Origin of the sequence: Sphingorhabdus sp. (assembly GCF_046292425.1) — a bacterium.
GTDB lineage: Bacteria > Pseudomonadota > Alphaproteobacteria > Sphingomonadales > Sphingomonadaceae > Sphingorhabdus_B.
On sequence record NZ_JBKBQV010000055.1, the window covers coordinates 1 to 17,114 of the forward strand.

Consider the following 17,114-nt stretch of genomic DNA (forward strand, 5'->3'; position numbering starts at 1 on the left):
GTTGGCAATCCAGTCAACAAACCGCCCGATTTCTGCGTGCGCCAACAATGCATCGACGGTAGCAAAGCGCTTTTCGAGATCACTGTTGGTGAAATTGGCATGGATCGTCCGATGGCAAATTGGATGCACCGGTTGCCGTTCCTTACCACCCCGGCTTTTGGGTACGGGGTGATGCCATTCGGTCACATCTCCCATCGGACGTGAGCAGAGCCAGCATGTTACATCTGGCTCTGCTGAAACAGCCTCATATTCAAAATGATCGCGAATTTTTCGCGCCATGGGATTTCCCTATTTTGTGCCGGTCAGTTCTTGCCTGGTCCCAGCAAATCCAGAACAGCCGCAGTTGTTGCCTCAATTCCCAAGCGCACCGATGGTTCCGGATCTATTTTGAACAGGGGTGAATGATGGCCTGCAACTGGTGGTCCGCCATTCTTGGCGGCAGCAATCCATTCAGGATTGGTCCCGCCTACGGCGAAATAATAGCCCGGAATACCATGTTTCTGATCGACGAAAAAGGCGAAGTCCTCTGCCCCCATAGTCGTTTGACGGAACGGTGTCACAACATCCTTGCCCAAGGCGTTGGCGATTGCGCCATTCAGGCGGCGTGCCAGCGCGCCGTCATTCACCGTGACGGGTGTGCTTTCGGTGACAGTCACGACCGGCAATTTGTCATCAGGCAATCCATGCGCCGCGCCAATGCCTTTGGCGACGCGTTCAATGGAGGCGATCAGCCTGTCACGTACGGCCTGGTTGTTGGAACGCACTGTGACCTGTAAGTCAGCATATTCGGAAATAATATTATGTTTGGTTCCTGCGTGGAAAGCGCCAACAGTGATCACGCCCGGATCCAACGGCCCCTTCTCACGGCTGATGATGGACTGCAGGCCAACCACGATTTGCGAGGCGATATAGACCGGATCACGACCAAGATGCGGTGCGGCGCCATGGGTAGCGATGCCGGGAACGCGGATATCGACACTGTCGGCAGACGAATATTGAATACCTTCTGAAGCCGATATCTTGCCAGTCTCAAGCTCAGCCGCGACATGGAATGCCAAGGCATAATCAGGCTTTGGAAAACGGGTGTAGAGCCCATCTTCGATCATCGCCTTTGCGCCACCAACACGTTCTTCCGCCGGTTGGACAATGAACAATACCGTTCCCTTCCAGCGGTCCTTCATGCGCGCCAACTGACGGGCCGTCCCGACCAGAGACGTAATGTGCACATCATGTCCGCATGCGTGCATCACGGGCATTTCGAGGCCGTCAACACCCACCTGCTTCACGGTCGAGGCATTAGCGAGACCAGAGCGTTCCTGCACTGGCAGGCCGTCCATATCAGCGCGGACCAGAACGACTGGCCCATCGCCGTTTTTCAACATGCCAACGACGCCAGTGCCGCCAACCTTTTCCGTAACAAGCATGCCGGGTACAGCGCGCAATTCCTGAGCCATACGTGCGGCGGTCTTATACTCGCGGAACGACAGCTCGGGGTTGCGGTGGAAATGGTCCCAAAGGCTCGCAAGCGACTTGTCGTAATCAGCCTTTATCGAGTCTGCATAATCAGGTCTTGCTGCGGCTGGCGTCGCGACCAGCGCACTGGTCAATAATGCGCCCAAAATAGTTTTCTTTATCATGATCTAAGTCCCCCTGTTTCTGCGCCTCGAAGCAAATTGCCATAGCGCCGCTCGTTATCCCTGCCATTTTGCCGGCACGCTATCACGGGCACCGGTCAAAGCAATGCCCAACCGCGGAAAATTCATCGACCATGGTCACATATCTATAGAATCCCCGGCGTTCGGCAGGGTTGATCCAAAATCCGGCCCGCAGCGAATATGCCTCTCCCACGTGGCCGAACCAGCGATTGCCGTTATTGTCAGTTAACCAGTGCACGCCAAGACCATAGCTCGTGAAATAGCCTTTATCATTATCACCATTTCTGCCGTCAAAGGTCCAGGCTGGGCCAATCATTTCGGCAAAGCTTTCTGGCGTCAACAAGGGCGCGCCATCGCGCAACAGAAGCTGACCAATTTTCGCGAGATCACGCGCCGAAATGCGCAAGCCGCCTTGCGGGCTGAAAGCAGAGCCATTGCGGCCGAGCTGGTAAAGCTTTTCCACGTCGCAACTCCCGTCGCTGGCAGGGTAGACGGCGCAAGGATCCGGCCCGTCCATCGCGGCATCGCGCGCAAGGTCGCCATTGGGCCGAAGCAAGGTCACTGCCTGCGCCCGACGCGCGTCACTGCAGCCTGCGCCCCAATTATAACAGGCATCGAGACCAAGCGGTGTGAGCACCAGACGCGCCATAAGACGGTCAAACCGTTCACCCGTCGCGCCCTCCATCACCGATGCAATCAGCGGAGAGTTGATGTTGGCATAAGAAAAATAGGTGCCAGGCGGGTGACGTGCATCCCATGCCTTCGGGTTGGCAAGCACGGCTTCAAGCTTACCGTCGAGCGGGACAATATAGTCTATCTCGTCGCGCAGGCCGCTCTGGTGCGACAACAAGGCGCGCAATGTAACAGGGGTATCGGGAAAGGCCGGGTTGCGCACGCGCCAACCAAGATAGCCGCTGACATCGCGATCAAGGTCAACTGTCCCCTGCTCCACCAGCCGCATCACCGCAATGGACACCACCAGCTTGGAAATCGACGCGACCCGTGCGGGATCATCTATGGTCACTGGCCGCCCTGCAACGCCTGCGTCACCGACGACCGTCGCCGACGTTATGCGGTCGGCGGTAAAATCCACCTGAACATTTGCTGGCCGGATATTGCCATCAGCCTGAGCCGTAGTGCCTAAGCCCTTATCCGGCGCGCAGCCCGAAACCATCATCGCCGCGACCGCCATAGCGGCATAATATATGCCGCGGGCGCCCATCATGAGGCGGGGCAAGCGCCGATATATTTACCCGTTGCTTTACCTTGCATCGCAACTTTACCAATCATCGGTAAGCGGACATCGACCTTGCTGTCATAACTGAAATCGGTTTCGCCCATGACGCCGGCCAGCTCCATGTCGACACTGCCCATGCCATCCATGCCGCAGGACAGCTTCATCCTGACATTCTGCCCAGAAACATCGAACGCCTTGTAAAGACATTTTTCCGCGCCATCACCGCCAAAGAAATCTGCCCCCGGCTTTTTCGCTTCGGCCTGCGTCAAACAGCTTTTGCTTGAGGCGCTTTTCGCCACTTCATTCATTATCTGCTGTTTCTGGCTCTTGCTCAACGTCGGCACATTGATGTCGTTAAAAACAAATTTGGTTTCCCAATGCCCGGCCTTCATCGGAATAAAGGCGTCATAGTCCATTTCGGCAGCACGCTCTTCGCTATCGATTATTCCGTTTCCATCCTTGTCGGCACTGTTATCCGCGCAAGCGGCCAGTTCCAGCAGCGCCATCATAGGCAACGCCGCTTTCATTACTTTCACCTTCATGCGGGGCAATCCCCAACGCGCTTGCCTTCGATTTTGCCGGTCATCTTGACTGCGCCCATTGGTGTGCCTTCGGTGTTCTGTTCAATGTTCATGGTATAGGTTTCTGCACCGAATTTTCCGTCCATCTTGCTTTTTACGACGATCGGGCCGCTTGGCTTGCAGGTCATTGCGATCTTCACGCCGTCCGTCGAGCGATCAAGGTCGTCAAAAGTGCAATTGGCTTCGGGGGGAGCGCCAAAAAATTCCATCCCTGGCTTGTCCACCTGTGCCTGCGTCAGGCAGCTGCTCTGAGTCACGCCTTGACCCATCTGCGCCTTCATCTTGTCCTGCATGTCCGCAGGCGCACCGGGCGCGTCAAGCTTGTCAAAGCTGATTTTCACTTCCCATAAACCGGGCTTCATCGCCATCGCGCCACCGGCCGACATTTCTGTCGCCGCTTCGGCATCGCTGATTTTGCCATCGCCATCAGCATCTGCGCCTTTGTCGGAACATGCAGACAAAGCCAGCGCAGCGGCGCCCATCAGAAAAAATTTATGCATTGGTATAGCCTCTTGCTGTGGTTTCGTTTTCTTGTTGTGTCGCCGCCCAATCCAAAAGGCAACAGCGATAAAAGGCACGGCCCTAAAGTCACACTAACGTCTCACCTAAAACGCCTCGCGTCGCTGCCGATGTTGGCGAAACAGTCACTGATACTCCGCTGCTCCAAAGGCCGGAATGACTAACGCATTGGATGCGTCGTCCTGATAACAAAGAGTAAAACAAATTGTGGCCGTGTAGGAAAGTAAATTCGACTGGGCCGGCGCATTCCGTCGCACAGCCCTTGCCCTGCGAACACGTAAAGCACATATAGCGAACATGGCTTTTCCGACAGCATGCATCATCGCGCCGCACCCGCGTCAGCAACGGCCAACGGGCATTGCAGCGCACCTACAGATCGGACCAGTTTCAAAATGACTCAGGGCCTTATAATTCGCCGTGGGCTGGAAGAACCAGATACAGTCGGCACCTTCACCCCGCACCGGCCCGCGCGTCCGCCAAAACTGGAAGGCGGTAGACCGTTTCGGATTGTGTCCGATTATTCACCAGCCGGTGACCAGCCGACGGCCATTCGGGAGCTTGTGGATACGGCTTTAACCGGGGAGAAGAATCAGGTTCTGCTGGGCGTGACCGGATCGGGCAAGACCTTCACCGTCGCCAAAGTGATTGAAGCCCTGCAACGCCCCGCCCTTATCCTTGCACCTAACAAGATTCTGGCGGCGCAGCTTTACGGCGAGTTCAAGAGCTTCTTCCCCGACAATGCGGTCGAATATTTCGTCTCTTATTACGACTATTACCAGCCCGAGGCCTATGTCCCGCGCAGCGATACCTATATCGAGAAGGAATCGAGCGTAAACGAGGCAATTGACCGGATGCGCCACTCGGCTACGCGGTCTTTGCTGGAACGCGATGATGTCATCATCGTCGCTTCGGTATCTTGCATTTATGGTATCGGGTCGGTCGAAACCTATTCGGCGATGATCTTCGACCTGAAAACGGGCGAAAACGTTGATCAGCGGGAGTTGATCCGCAAGCTGGTCGCATTGCAATATAAACGAAACGACACGGCGTTTGCGCGCGGCAATTTCCGTGTGCGCGGGGACAATCTTGAAATCTTCCCGTCGCATTATGAAGACACGGCGTGGCGCATCAGTTTCTTTGGCGACGAGATTGAGGAAATCGCCGAATTCGACCCGCTGACAGGCACCAGCGGTGCAAAGCTGAACAATGTGCGCGTATATGCCAACAGCCATTATGTTACGCCGGGCCCGACAATGAAGCAGGCAAGCGAAGCGATCCGCTTTGAATTGACCGAGCGTTTGAAGGAACTTGTATCCGAAGGTAAATTACTGGAGGCGCAACGGCTCGAGGAACGGACAAATTTCGACCTTGAGATGATTGCCGCGACAGGGTCTTGCGCTGGTATCGAGAATTACTCGCGCTTTCTGACTGGCCGCCTGCCGGGTGAACCACCCCCGACCCTGTTTGAATATCTGCCTGACAATGCCTTGCTGTTTGTCGACGAAAGCCATCAGACCGTGCCGCAAATCGGCGCGATGGCCAAGGGCGACCATAGGCGCAAGCTGACGCTTGCCGAATATGGCTTCCGCTTGCCATCTTGCATCGACAACCGGCCGCTTCGTTTTAATGAGTGGGACATCATGCGTCCGCAAACGGTATGCGTCTCAGCAACGCCTGGCGGGTGGGAGATGGAACAATCGGGCGGCGTATTTGCCGAACAGGTTATTCGCCCGACAGGGCTTATCGACCCCCCTGTCGAGATCAAGCCCGTCGAGGATCAGGTGCAGGATTGCATCAACGAATGCCGCAAGACTGCAGAGGCTGGTTTCCGCACCCTAGTCACCACATTGACCAAGCGCATGGCAGAAGACCTGACGGAATTCATGCATGAAGCAGGGCTTCGCGTGCGGTACATGCACAGCGATGTCGAAACGCTCGAGCGCATCGAACTGATCCGCGATCTGCGCCGGGGCGTCTATGATGTGCTTGTCGGCATCAACCTGCTGCGTGAGGGACTGGATATTCCCGAATGCGGGTTGGTAGCAATTCTGGACGCGGACAAGGAAGGCTTCCTGCGCAGCGAAACGTCGTTGATCCAGACGATTGGCCGCGCCGCGCGTAACGTTGAAGGCCGTGTTATCCTGTACGCGGACCGCATGACAGGCAGCATGGAACGCGCTATCCGGGAAACCGACCGTCGCCGCGAAAAGCAGCATGCGTATAACTTGGAGCACGGCATCACCCCGGCTACGATTAAACGCGACATCCATGACATCGTCGCCGACACCGCCAGCCGCGATTCGGTGCTGGTCGACATTGATGCCGATGGTGCCAACAACCTCGTCGGGCACAATTTGCGGGCCTATATCGACGATCTCGAAAAGAAGATGCGCGCGGCCGCGGCCGATCTGGAGTTTGAAGAGGCAGGCCGCCTTCGCGACGAAATACGCTCTCTGGAGGCAACCGAGCTTGGCCTGCCGCACCAGCAGCATGTCGCCGCCCCCAAAGGCCGCGCAACCGAGGGCCAGCCCGGTACTCGAAAAATGCGCTATGGCAAGACGCAGCGCAAGTTCGGCAAATAGAAGTTAATTCAGCAGCCGGATAACGGCCGAAAGGCCAGCAAGCCCGAGAATACCCGCAACAAAGCTGCGCCACACCTTTGCAGCTACTTTGCCAAAGGATCTGGCGCCAAGCCAATTGCCCAAAAGCACTGAGGGGAACAGCAACAGCGACAGCCACAATAGCCGCCCGTCTGCCAGCCCAAGCGCAAAGGCAGAGATCGTGCCGGCAATAGCCGTCGCAAAAAACACCAGCATCATCGATGCCCGTGCTTCCTTGGGTGGGATGGGTTGACGCAGATAGAAAGGGACGACCGGCGGCCCGGGCATTGCTGCAAAGCCAGTAAGAACTCCAGCAGCGATGCCCGTCAGCGCCGTTTCCCTTGGTCCCGGGCGAAGTTCGCCACGCTGGGGTAGCAGCACCAGCAAAAACGCCCCGATGGCAATTGCTGCAATCATCAAACGCGCCACATCCGGCGTAGTGTGCATCAACAGCAATATTCCAAGCGGTGTTGCAAGCACAGCAAAGCCCGCAATCAACAGCGCACTTTGCCTATGGGCATCAGCCAATATGACCTTAAGCCCAACCGGGCCAATGAGCGTCTGAAGCAATATGGCGATTACAACAGCTTCTCCCGGTTTCACAATCAAGCCAAAAAGGGGCACGAGAATGATCGCCATACCGAAACCGGTCAGCCCGCGAATATACGCAGCACCAAACGTCACGGCTGCCAACATCAGCAAGGGCGTAGTGGCCAGCCCTGTCAGCTCCTGAATGTTCAGTGCCCCATCGCTGCGTGTTCAGCCGCCGTCATTGGCTTGTCGGCTGCCACGATGCCTTTTTTGTCGAGCCAGGCCTGCATTTCCTTCATTTCGGCTTCCTGTGCTGCAATCACCTTTTGTGCAAGGGCGCGCACTTCGGGGTCCTTGCCATGTTCGAGCGCAACCTTGGCCATTTCGACAGCACCCATATGGTGCGGGATCATGCCCTGCATAAACGCCACATCCGCGTCTTCGTTGATATTGCCCATGCCGGCATGCATCTTGTCATTGGCAGCAGCATAAGCCTTTTGTGCGGCGTTGTAATTCGCCGTCGCGTCGGTTGCTGCGGGTGCTGCAGTCGTATCAGCAGCTTCATCTGCGGCAGGCTTCTGGCACGCGGCCAACAACAGGACAGCAGCAAGCGTTAAAGGAAGCATTTTCATCATTATCTCCTTTGATCGGGGGAATCGGGATCAGCGCATATCGGGCGGTGTTGCTTCGTGCCACAGCATCGCAATTGCCTCTTCCAGCGTCATAATGCGCTGGCCATCGGAGCCAAGGCTGCGGATTGCAACCTTGCCTTCCTCTGCCTCACGCATACCCACGACGAGCAAATGCGGTACCTTGGCGACGCTATGCTCGCGCACCTTGTAGTTGATCTTTTCGTTCCGCGTGTCGACATTTACGCGAATGCCAGCCGCTTTCAGCCTTGCGGTCACATCCTGCGCATAACCATCCGCTTCTGAAGTGATCGTCGCAACTACCGCTTGTACAGGCGCGAGCCACACGGGGAAGCGGCCAGCATAATGTTCGATCAATATGCCAATGAAACGTTCATAGCTGCCAAAAATTGCCCGGTGCAGCATGACGGGGCGGTGGCGTGCACCGTCCTCGCCCACATAGCTTGCGTCAAGCCGCTCAGGCAATACGCGGTCGGACTGGATCGTGCCGACCTGCCATGTCCGGCCAATCGCGTCGGTCAGGTGCCATTCGAGCTTGGGCGCATAAAATGCTCCTTCGCCGGGCAGTTCTTCCCACCCATATTCAGCAGTCGCAAGGCCAGCGCGAACCACGGCGTCGCGCAGTTCGTTTTCCGCCTTGTCCCAATCTGCGTCGGAGCCAAAGCGTTGCTCGGGCCGTAACGCGAGCTTGATCGAATAGGTAAAGCCAAATTCCTTGTAGACCCGGTCGGCCAGCGCGCAGAAAGCTTGCACTTCCTCAACAATCTGGTCTTCGCGGCAGAAGATATGCGCGTCGTCCTGCGTAAACTGGCGCACACGCATCAGGCCATGCAATGCGCCATGCGGTTCGTTGCGATGGCAGCAGCCATTTTCGTATATGCGTAACGGCAGGTCGCGATAGGATTTGATACCCTGCCGGAAGATGAGGACGTGCGCAGGACAGTTCATGGGCTTCAACGCCATCCAGTCGGCCTCGCCGGAAATAACCGGGCCCTCGTCATCGACATTGGGCACTTCGTCAGGGATGACGAACATATTGGCGCGGTATTTGCCCCAATGTCCTGACTGTTCCCATTGCCGCGCATCCATGACCTGCGGGGTTTTCACTTCCTTATAACCTGCCCCGTCAATGGCGCGGCGCATATAGGATTCAAGTTCACGCCAGATCAGATAGCCATTGGGGTGCCAGAAAACCGAACCATGTGCCTCTTGCTGCAGATGGAACAGGTCCATGTCCTGGCCCAAGCGGCGGTGGTCGCGCTTGGCGGCTTCTTCCAAACGGAGAAGATGCGCGTCGAGTTGTTTCTTGTTTAACCAGCCAGTGCCGTAGATCCGGCTTAATTGCGGATTCTTCTGGTCCCCGCGCCAATAGGCACCTGCAACGCGCGTAAGTTTGAACGCAGCCGGGTCAAGCTTTCCAGTAGACGCCAGATGTGGCCCCCTACACATATCCATCCAGTCATCCCCCGACCAGTAGACGGACAATTCCTCACCCTCGGGCAGCTCTGCTGCCCATTCGGCCTTGAAGCTTTCGCCTGCATCCTGCCAGGTCGCGATCAACGCATCACGTGCCATGACTTCACGGCGCAGCGGCTTGTCCGCGCGGATAATTGCCCGCATTTGTTCTTCAATGGCGGGCAGGTCATCCATAGTGAACGGACCACGCGAGGCGGGCGCCATCACGTCATAATAAAAACCGTCATCGGTGGATGGACCAAAGGTAATTTGCGTTCCGGGAAACAGGGTCTGCACCGCTTCGGCCAGGATATGCGCAAAGTCATGGCGGGCAAGTTCAAGCGCATCCGCCTCATCGCGGGTCGTGACCAACGCCAGTTGCGCATCCGCGTCAATCGGGCGCATAATATCACGCAATTCGCCATCTACCCGCGCTGCAATCGCGGCCTTTGCAAGGCCGGGGCCAATCGCAGCGGCAATATCCGCAGGGGTGGTGCCACGCGCGACTTCACGGGCAGAGCCATCGGGAAGGGTGACACGGATCATCTCGGACATGGAATATCTTGCTTTCAACGTAGGTTGGAAGCGCCCCTTTGCCAGCCCAGAGGCGAAGTCGCAAGCCTGCAGGCTTTGCCCCTAAATTCGACTGACCGTGCCCATGGACGCGGTCGGTAAGCCGCGACTAATCCCTATCCTTTTCTGCACGATAAGGAACAAAGTCACCCAGACTGCAGAAGCCGCCGGGTATTCCGCTGTTCCGGTCCACCAAGCGGATAATATCGCCCCGGCATTTCTGGCCGCCAAATTGTTCGGAAACCATGATGTCATTGTCGCTTGCAAGCCCACGGCAGGAAGATCGCAGATTGTTCTTATACACCAGCCGGCTGGACACGCGATAAAGCAGGATATCGTCACTGACACGGATTGTGTTGTTTGCGCTGAAGTCGCTGATGCAGTTCACCGGTTTGCCAGCGACCTTGCCGTCAAGCTCTTTCATAAGCATTGCGCTTTGCTTTTCGGTCAACGGAACGGGCGTGCGGTCAATCTGGCCGCAAGCAGCAACCAACGACAATGGAAGTGCAAGGGCAGCGAATTTGAACATATGCATCGATTTTCTCCAGTTCACGCAACATCATATCATAACTGCGTCAGGATGAACCGTAGATTATCAAATAAGCGTCGCAATATGGCGTTTTTCCCCTCGCGTCACGTGAACCATCGCATTACCAAGGTCGGCATCAAGCGGACTGTCGACAATCGCCATAGTGCGCGTGCCCCGTTCCGTTTCCAGCAACACAGTCGCCGGACCAAAACCGTCCTTGCCTGCGGGACGCACGAAGCTAAGCACCCGCGCCTTGCCCAGCGGCCCGTCGTCAAGTGCCAGCGTTTTCGGGCTAGGGCCTTTTGCCGCCTCGCCAGACCAGGCAAAAGCAGGCTGGTCCGCGGTGTAAATGCCGACAGCTTGCTTGGACATGACGCCGCCATTGGCCGTGACCAGGGCCGGTTTTGATCCGTCACGGCGCAGCGCATCGACCATCGCGGCAATGTTATACATGCTGTAGCCATTGCCCGGCCCGCCAAAGAAGCTGAGGCCGCCAGTAAGGGTATAATCACCAAGCGCGCGGCCAGCGTCCTGCATACTGTCAATGGCCGCGAAAACCGCGCAGGGAAAGCAGCTATAGATATCAACCGGGCCAAGGTCAGATGGTTCAAGTCCTGCCTGATTCAAAGCCGCGGGAATGGCAAAATCGAGTGCCGCGGAGCGGTGGACAACCGGACGCTCCGATAATGGCGGCTCAGCGGCTTCGGCTGCGCCCGCGAGCCATATCCATTTGTCTTGTGGCACGCCCAATTCGCGCGCCTTGCCGGCGCTGGTCATGATGACGGCAGCGCCCAGATCGACCGCGTCCTGCGCCACATGCCAGCGACGGTAGATATCAGTCAGCGGGTAATTGGCGTTATCGGCGCCCATCATCACTTCGGGCGATCGAAAGCCCGGAAACTGCGCATGCGGCCGCGTTTCAGCCTTGGCCGAAAATGCAGACCACAAGGCTGCCATTTCGTTTGCATAAGCATCATTGTTCATCCCGAGGCCAATCCGACGCGCATTTTCGATCAGGCTATAGGCAAGCGGCATGGAGATAATGCCGTGGCGAATTTCCGTGCGGCTTAATATCGGGAAGCTGGACAGCCGGTTATCGAAGGGGGTGTCCGATGGCAGACGCCAGTCTAGCGTCACGCCGGCCTTGCGCGCCCTTTTGGCGGTGCCGGTGGCCTCGGCCGCGACGATTAGGGCCATTTGGCAACTGCCGCGCCTGATATCGCCCGCAATCTCGTTCAGCATTGCCTGCGGGCTTTGACCGCCCACATCGGCGTAGATTAACCGCTCCGCGCGCACGCCACCGGCAGCGCCGAAGGCCTCCGGTGCGTTGTCAGGCGACCCGGTACCAAGGCTCACGCCACTGTCCTCAAATGTACGGATAGCAGCGATGCTATCAATTGCAGCAGCAACGGCGTCACTCTGGCCAGTATCGGCAAGCGCGGTTTTGATTGCTTTCCCCGCCAGCTCTCTGGGGGCAGGCCATTCGCCAGCTACGGTCTTCCGGCTTGCCTCGCCCACGCCGATTATCACGGGCGCGCCAGCATCAAAATTGGTCATCATTCACTCCCGAAAATCTCTTAACTGCACGCTTAAATATGCTAGCAGTCGATGCAAGAGCAAAGGTGCGCCCAAGGGCAACAAGGAGAGCAAGGATGGCAAAATGGCCGAAACTGACATGGGACAAGGAACCGGCGGGGCCGCTGAAAGGCATCAAGGTCGTCGATATGGCCACCGTCGTGCTTGGCCCTTATGCAACGGTTCAAATGGCTGACCTTGGCGCCGAAGTTATCAAGATCGAAAACAGCGAAGGCAACACGCCGGGCGACATGATGCGCCATGGCGGTGATTCGCCCACGAAGCAACATGGGCCGATTTTTACAGCGCTGAACCGCAACAAGAAAGCCATCAACCTTAACATTAAAAAGCCCCAGGACAAAGCGGTGCTTGAGGCCTTGCTCGAAGAGGCTGATGTGTTCATCCACAATGTCCGCATGGCAGGCGTCGAGCGGCTTGGCTTTGGCTATGAAGCGGTCAAGGCCATCAACCCCGACATTGTTTATGTGCATTGCGCTGGCTTCGGTGCGGGCGGCGCGTATGGCGAGCGACAGGCGTATGACGACCTTATTCAGGCTGCGTCGGGCTTTGCCGCGTTAAGCGAGCAGCGCGATGGCGGACGGCCTACTTATTCGCCAAGTCTTGTCGCCGACAAGGTGAGCGGGTTGTTCGCTGCAAATGCGACGATGGCGGCTTTATTGGCGCGCGCCGGGGGCCAAGGCGGGCAGTTTGTTCAGGTGCCGATGTTCGAATGCTTTACCTGGTTCAACATGGTCGAAAATCTATGGGGCGAAACGTTCATCCCTGGCAACGGACGCATGGGTTATACAAGGTCGGTAAATCCGCGTCGGCGGCCCTATCCGACGAAAGACAGCTTCATTGCCATAGTGCCTTATAACGACCGCCAATGGGCGACGTTTTTTGAACTGGGCGGCAGGCCCAATGTGTTTGATGACCCGCGCTTTTCAACCTATCAGGAACGCACCAAGCATACTGGCGAATTATACGCGTTAATCGAAGAAGTCAGCGCGACGCGGACCACCGCCGAATGGCTTGATCTTTTGGCGCAGCATGACATTCCGGCGATGAAATATAACCGTATGGCCGATGTGCTGGCGGACCCGCATTTGGCCGATGTCGGTTTTTTCGAAGAACTGGAGTCGCCGGACATCGGCAAATATCGGTCGATGAAGCATCCAGTGCAGTATGCCGGAACGCCAGTATCGAACTACGCGCATCCGCCGATGCTTGATGCCGATGGTGATGAGATCAGGGCCGCGTTGGGGATGTGATGAACTGGTTTGGTATCTACACCAGCAAGCCGCGCATAATCAGGTCAATCGTATGTTCGCGATAGGCATCGCGCATATTCTCGTCAAAATCGTCCTGATTATAGCAATGGCGTAGCACCAGCCGCGACGAATAAAAGCGGTCGGCCGCGCCCGTTACGGTGAAGTAGAAGAATTGCGGGTCGGTCTTGCGGAACTTGCCGGCCTCCACACCTTGCGCGATCAGTACCTCATAAGTTTTTGATATTGGCTTGAGGTAAAGCTCGGCAATACGGGCGGCTTCGGCGGGCGCGCTGTCGCGGACCATGCGCATCAACAGTCGGTTGAGATAGGGAAAAGCGTGATAGGTGTCGATGACCGCCCCGATATGAATGCGCAACTTGTCAGCGGGCGGCATATCTTTTGCCACCAATGCGCCTAGGCTTTGGACAATATTGCCCATATCGCGGTCAAGCAGCGCAAGCATCAGCCCGTTCTTGTTGCCGAAATAATATTTGACCAACGCACTGTTGAGGCCAGCACGCAATGACAGTTCGGACAGTGACAAATCAATCGTATCGCCATCGCGCATGATCTGGCTGGCTGCATCGATCAGCTGATCGCGCGCATTGCTTCCATCGTTTGAATCGCTTGCCAATCTCGGTCCTGTTGTGGCCATTGGTGCCCTGCTCCCTTTACGTAGGGTTACTTATAAACAGGTTCATCCCACCATGGGAAGAAGTCAGGCAGGTCTGTCGAAACTTTGTCGGGATAAACGGGATTGCGCTTTTCGAGAAAGCTTGCGATGCCCTCTTTCGCGTCGCCTGACCGCGCGCGGCGGTAGATCGCCCGGCTGTCAATCGCATGCGCGGACATGGGGTGGTCAGCCGCCGACAATCGCCACAACATTGCGCGGGTTAGGGCAATCGACACCGGCGCGGTATTGTCCGCAATCTCGCGTGCAAGCGCGCGGGCCGCTTCCATCAATTCGGTCGGTGCGTGGACCGAACGGACAAGGCCACCCTTAAGGGCCTCATCTGCGTTAAAGACGCGCCCTGTCATGCACCATTCCAACGCTTGTTGCATGCCGACAAGGCGCGGCAGGAACCAGCTTGATGCCGCTTCAGGCACAATGCCGCGACGGGCAAAAACAAAACCAAAGCGCGCCGTGTCGCTGGCCAGACGGAAATCCATGGGCAACTGCATTGTGGCGCCAATGCCGACTGCTGCGCCGTTGATTGCACCGATCACAGGCTTTTTGCACTGAAATATCCGCAAGGTCAGCCGCCCGCCCGAATCGCGCACGCGCTCATCGGACAGCGTTTCGACTTCCGACCGGCTGGCGAATACGTCGCCTCCCGAGTCCGGCGTAAGGTCTGCACCCGCGCAAAAGGCACGCTCGCCCGATCCCGTCACGATGACCGCGCGCACAGCGTCATCGGCATCCACCAGATCAAACGCGGTGCACATCTCGCGCATCATCACGTTCGTAAATGCATTCATCTTTTCCGGACGGTGCATAGTAATCGTGGCGATGCCGTCGGCGACATCGTAAATGATCTGGGTGAAGCCGCTCATGGCTTTAACGTGGTGCCATGCGGATTGCGCCATCGACGCGTACGTCTTCGCCATTGAAGTAACCACACTCGATCATCGTCAGGGCAACCTGCGCGAATTCATGCGGATGGCCAAGGCGTTTCGGGAAAGGCACCGATGCTGCAAGCGCGTCTTTAACGGCTTGCGGTGCGCCATTCATTAGCGGCGTATTGAAAATGCCTGGCAGGATCGTGTTGACGCGAATGCCTTCGCTCATCAGGTCGCGGGCGATTGGTAAAGTCATACCGACAACGCCGCCCTTGGATGCGGAATAGGCCGCTTGGCCCATCTGGCCATCCTCTGCCGCGACCGAGGCGGTATTGACCATCGCGCCGCGCTCACCATCTTCCATCGGCTCAAGCGTCAGCATACCTGCCGCCGACTTGGCTATGCAGCGAAATGTGCCGACCAGATTGATTTGAATGATGCGGTCAAAAGCGTCGAGCGGGAAATGCTTGATTGAACCATCTTCCTTCGAACGACTTGCGGTTTTGGCCGCGTTGCCCGTGCCAGCGCAGTTGACCAAGATGCGTTCCTGACCATGCGCCGCGCGCGCCTTGGCAAAGCCAGCGTCAACGCTTTCGTCGCTGGTAACATTGACGTTGCAAAACACCCCGCCGATTTCAGCGGCAAGTGCCTCACCCTTGTCAGCCTGAAGGTCGAAAATCGCGACCTTCACACCCTTTGCGGCCAGCGCCCGCGCAGTTGCTTCGCCAAGGCCCGATGCGCCGCCGGTGACGACTGCTGCGACTGTTGAATCCAGTTTCATAATACTCTCTCCGATTTAAGCTGCGTCATGCCGAAACTGTTTCAGCATCCATCTGTCCACCGAGACTCTCGTTTGTGTGACACGATGGACCCTGAAACAAGTTGTGCTCTGCACGCCCATGACTCCAGGGTGACGCTTGTGGATGATGGCGAGTTAAACCCGCTCGATGATCGTAACGTTCGCCTGACCGCCGCCTTCGCACATTGTCTGCAGGCCATATTTGCCGCCGCGTGCTTCGAGTGCATTCAGCAACGTCGCCATCAGCTTCGTGCCCGACGCGCCCAGCGGATGCCCAAGCGCGATCGCGCCGCCATGGACGTTGATTTTGGAACGGTCGCCGCCGGTATGCTTCAGCCATGCCAATGGCACAGGCGCAAACGCCTCATTTACCTCATACAGGTCAATGTCGGACATCTTCATGCCCGAGCGCTGAAACGCGCGATCGGTTGCGAACAATGGCTCTTCCAGCATGATTACCGGGTCACCCGCCGTCACCGTCAAATTGACGATCCGGGCGCGCGGGGTCAGCCCATGTTCCTTCAACGCCTTTTCCGACACGATCAGAACGGCAGAGGCACCATCGCAAATCTGGCTGGCGTTGGCGGCGGTGATCGAACCACCTTCCTGAAGCAATTTGACACCTGACAGGCTTTCAAACGTCGCGTCGTAGCGGATGCCTTCGTCTGTATTGTGAACAATCTTGCCGTCCGGCGTGTCGACCTCCATGCCCACTATTTCGTTGGCGAAGGCACCGCTTTGGGTAGCGGCAATCGCCTTTTGGTGTGATTCCAGCGCGAATTGGTCAAGGTCTTCACGGGTGAAGCCATATTTCTTCACCAGCATTTCTGCGCCCATGAACTGGCTGAACATGATGCCGGGATAAGCTTCTTCAAGCCGGGGACTCTTGTATGTGCCCATACCTTCTTTCTTGAACAGCATAGACGTCGAGCCCATCGGCACGCGTGTCATACTTTCGATGCCAGCGGCCAGAACAATGTCCTGCGTGCCCGACATGACGCCTTGCGCTGCAAACATCATCGACTGCTGTGATGAACCGCACTGGCGGTCAATGCTGACCGAGGGGATGGAATTGGGCAAGCGCGACGCAAGCACGATATTGCGGCCAACGTCGCCCGCTTGCTCTCCGCCCTGCATAACGCAGCCCATGATGACATCTTCAATCGCCGCCGGATCGAAATCATTGCGGTCAGCAATGGCATCCAGCACCGCCGCGCCCAGATCAACCGGGTGGACACCGGCAAGCTTGCCGCCGCGGCGACCACCAGCGGTTCGGACCGCATCTACAATATAGGCGTCTGCCATATTCTCTCTCCTGTGTGTCATGAATTTAATCGCACGATTAAACTTTGGATGCGGAGAGTCAAGGAAGAGATTATCGGCAGCGAGTCGCCGCGAACCAACAAATGAAAACCGCAGCCCTGAGCCGTCAGCGCAACGCGCTCGTGAAAGTCGAAGGGCGCCTCGCGAATGTGGCGCGATATTGTGAGGCGCGCTTCGACAGGCTCAGCACTACGGTTTCTCTCTCCTGAGCAGGCGCATCCCATCTTCATCGCTTGCAATGTAGGATTTCATTTGA

General features: G+C 57.0%; 16 protein-coding genes. 2 read left to right on the plus strand and 14 right to left on the minus strand.

Annotated features, from left to right (window positions below; all coding sequences use genetic code 11):
* From ACK4S7_RS10805 to ACK4S7_RS10825, 5 genes are all read right to left on the minus strand, one after another.
* A partial coding sequence (locus tag ACK4S7_RS10805; protein WP_409646695.1) for a hypothetical protein occupies nt 1-279 on the minus strand: 279 nt, incomplete at its 3' end.
* A gap of 23 nt (nt 280-302) precedes the next feature.
* Nucleotides 303-1,637, minus strand: a complete 1,335-nt coding sequence (locus tag ACK4S7_RS10810; RefSeq protein WP_409646696.1) for an amidohydrolase — start codon at nt 1,635-1,637, stop codon at nt 303-305.
* Nucleotides 1,638-1,719: 82 nt separating this feature from the next.
* Nucleotides 1,720-2,880, minus strand: a complete 1,161-nt coding sequence (locus ACK4S7_RS10815; protein ID WP_409646698.1) for a serine hydrolase domain-containing protein — start codon at nt 2,878-2,880, stop codon at nt 1,720-1,722.
* Nucleotides 2,877-3,434: a DUF3617 domain-containing protein gene (locus tag ACK4S7_RS10820; protein ID WP_409646700.1), complete on the minus strand. Its 558-nt coding sequence runs from the start codon at nt 3,432-3,434 to the stop codon at nt 2,877-2,879. The genes ACK4S7_RS10815 and ACK4S7_RS10820 overlap by 4 nt, the downstream gene beginning before the upstream one ends.
* On the minus strand, nt 3,431-3,973 hold the full coding sequence (locus ACK4S7_RS10825; protein WP_409646702.1) for a DUF3617 domain-containing protein: 543 nt from the start codon (nt 3,971-3,973) through the stop codon (nt 3,431-3,433). Before ACK4S7_RS10825 ends, ACK4S7_RS10820 begins: the two co-directional genes overlap by 4 nt.
* A 411-nt stretch (nt 3,974-4,384) precedes the next feature.
* On the opposite strand from ACK4S7_RS10825, the gene uvrB reads away from it, so the two are divergent.
* Complete coding sequence (gene uvrB, locus ACK4S7_RS10830) at nt 4,385-6,574, plus strand: excinuclease ABC subunit UvrB (protein WP_409646720.1); 2,190 nt, start codon at nt 4,385-4,387, stop codon at nt 6,572-6,574.
* A 3-nt stretch (nt 6,575-6,577) separates the two neighbouring features.
* On the opposite strand, the gene ACK4S7_RS10835 is transcribed toward uvrB, so the two are convergent.
* From ACK4S7_RS10835 to ACK4S7_RS10855, 5 genes are all read right to left on the minus strand, one after another.
* Complete coding sequence (locus tag ACK4S7_RS10835; protein WP_409646703.1) at nt 6,578-7,288, minus strand: TSUP family transporter; 711 nt, start codon at nt 7,286-7,288, stop codon at nt 6,578-6,580.
* Nucleotides 7,289-7,329: 41 nt separating this feature from the next.
* Nucleotides 7,330-7,758 (minus strand): DUF305 domain-containing protein, encoded by a 429-nt coding sequence (locus ACK4S7_RS10840; RefSeq protein ID WP_409646705.1) that lies wholly within the window; start codon nt 7,756-7,758, stop codon nt 7,330-7,332.
* A 27-nt stretch (nt 7,759-7,785) separates the two neighbouring features.
* Nucleotides 7,786-9,783 (minus strand): threonine--tRNA ligase, encoded by a 1,998-nt coding sequence (thrS, locus tag ACK4S7_RS10845; RefSeq protein WP_409646706.1) that lies wholly within the window; start codon nt 9,781-9,783, stop codon nt 7,786-7,788.
* A gap of 127 nt (nt 9,784-9,910) precedes the next feature.
* Nucleotides 9,911-10,336: a hypothetical protein gene (locus tag ACK4S7_RS10850; protein ID WP_409646708.1), complete on the minus strand. Its 426-nt coding sequence runs from the start codon at nt 10,334-10,336 to the stop codon at nt 9,911-9,913.
* Between the two features lie 60 nt (nt 10,337-10,396).
* A complete protein-coding gene (locus tag ACK4S7_RS10855) occupies nt 10,397-11,890 on the minus strand; it encodes a hypothetical protein (RefSeq protein ID WP_409646710.1) in 1,494 nt (497 codons plus the stop codon).
* Nucleotides 11,891-11,982: 92 nt separating this feature from the next.
* On the opposite strand from ACK4S7_RS10855, the gene ACK4S7_RS10860 reads away from it, so the two are divergent.
* Nucleotides 11,983-13,176, plus strand: a complete 1,194-nt coding sequence (locus ACK4S7_RS10860; protein ID WP_409646712.1) for a CaiB/BaiF CoA transferase family protein — start codon at nt 11,983-11,985, stop codon at nt 13,174-13,176.
* Nucleotides 13,177-13,192: 16 nt separating this feature from the next.
* Here the strand turns inward: ACK4S7_RS10860 and ACK4S7_RS10865 are convergent, their stop codons facing one another.
* The 4 genes from ACK4S7_RS10865 to ACK4S7_RS10880 all read right to left on the minus strand — a co-directional run bounded on the left by ACK4S7_RS10865 (nt 13,193) and on the right by ACK4S7_RS10880 (nt 16,840).
* On the minus strand, nt 13,193-13,810 hold the full coding sequence (locus tag ACK4S7_RS10865; RefSeq protein ID WP_409646714.1) for a TetR family transcriptional regulator: 618 nt from the start codon (nt 13,808-13,810) through the stop codon (nt 13,193-13,195).
* A 47-nt stretch (nt 13,811-13,857) separates the two neighbouring features.
* Complete coding sequence (locus ACK4S7_RS10870) at nt 13,858-14,730, minus strand: crotonase/enoyl-CoA hydratase family protein (protein ID WP_409646715.1); 873 nt, start codon at nt 14,728-14,730, stop codon at nt 13,858-13,860.
* 4 nt (nt 14,731-14,734) lie between these two features.
* Complete coding sequence (locus tag ACK4S7_RS10875; RefSeq protein ID WP_409646717.1) at nt 14,735-15,517, minus strand: SDR family NAD(P)-dependent oxidoreductase; 783 nt, start codon at nt 15,515-15,517, stop codon at nt 14,735-14,737.
* 153 nt (nt 15,518-15,670) lie between these two features.
* Complete coding sequence (locus ACK4S7_RS10880; RefSeq protein ID WP_409646718.1) at nt 15,671-16,840, minus strand: acetyl-CoA C-acetyltransferase; 1,170 nt, start codon at nt 16,838-16,840, stop codon at nt 15,671-15,673.
* Nucleotides 16,841-17,114 lie beyond the last annotated feature (274 nt).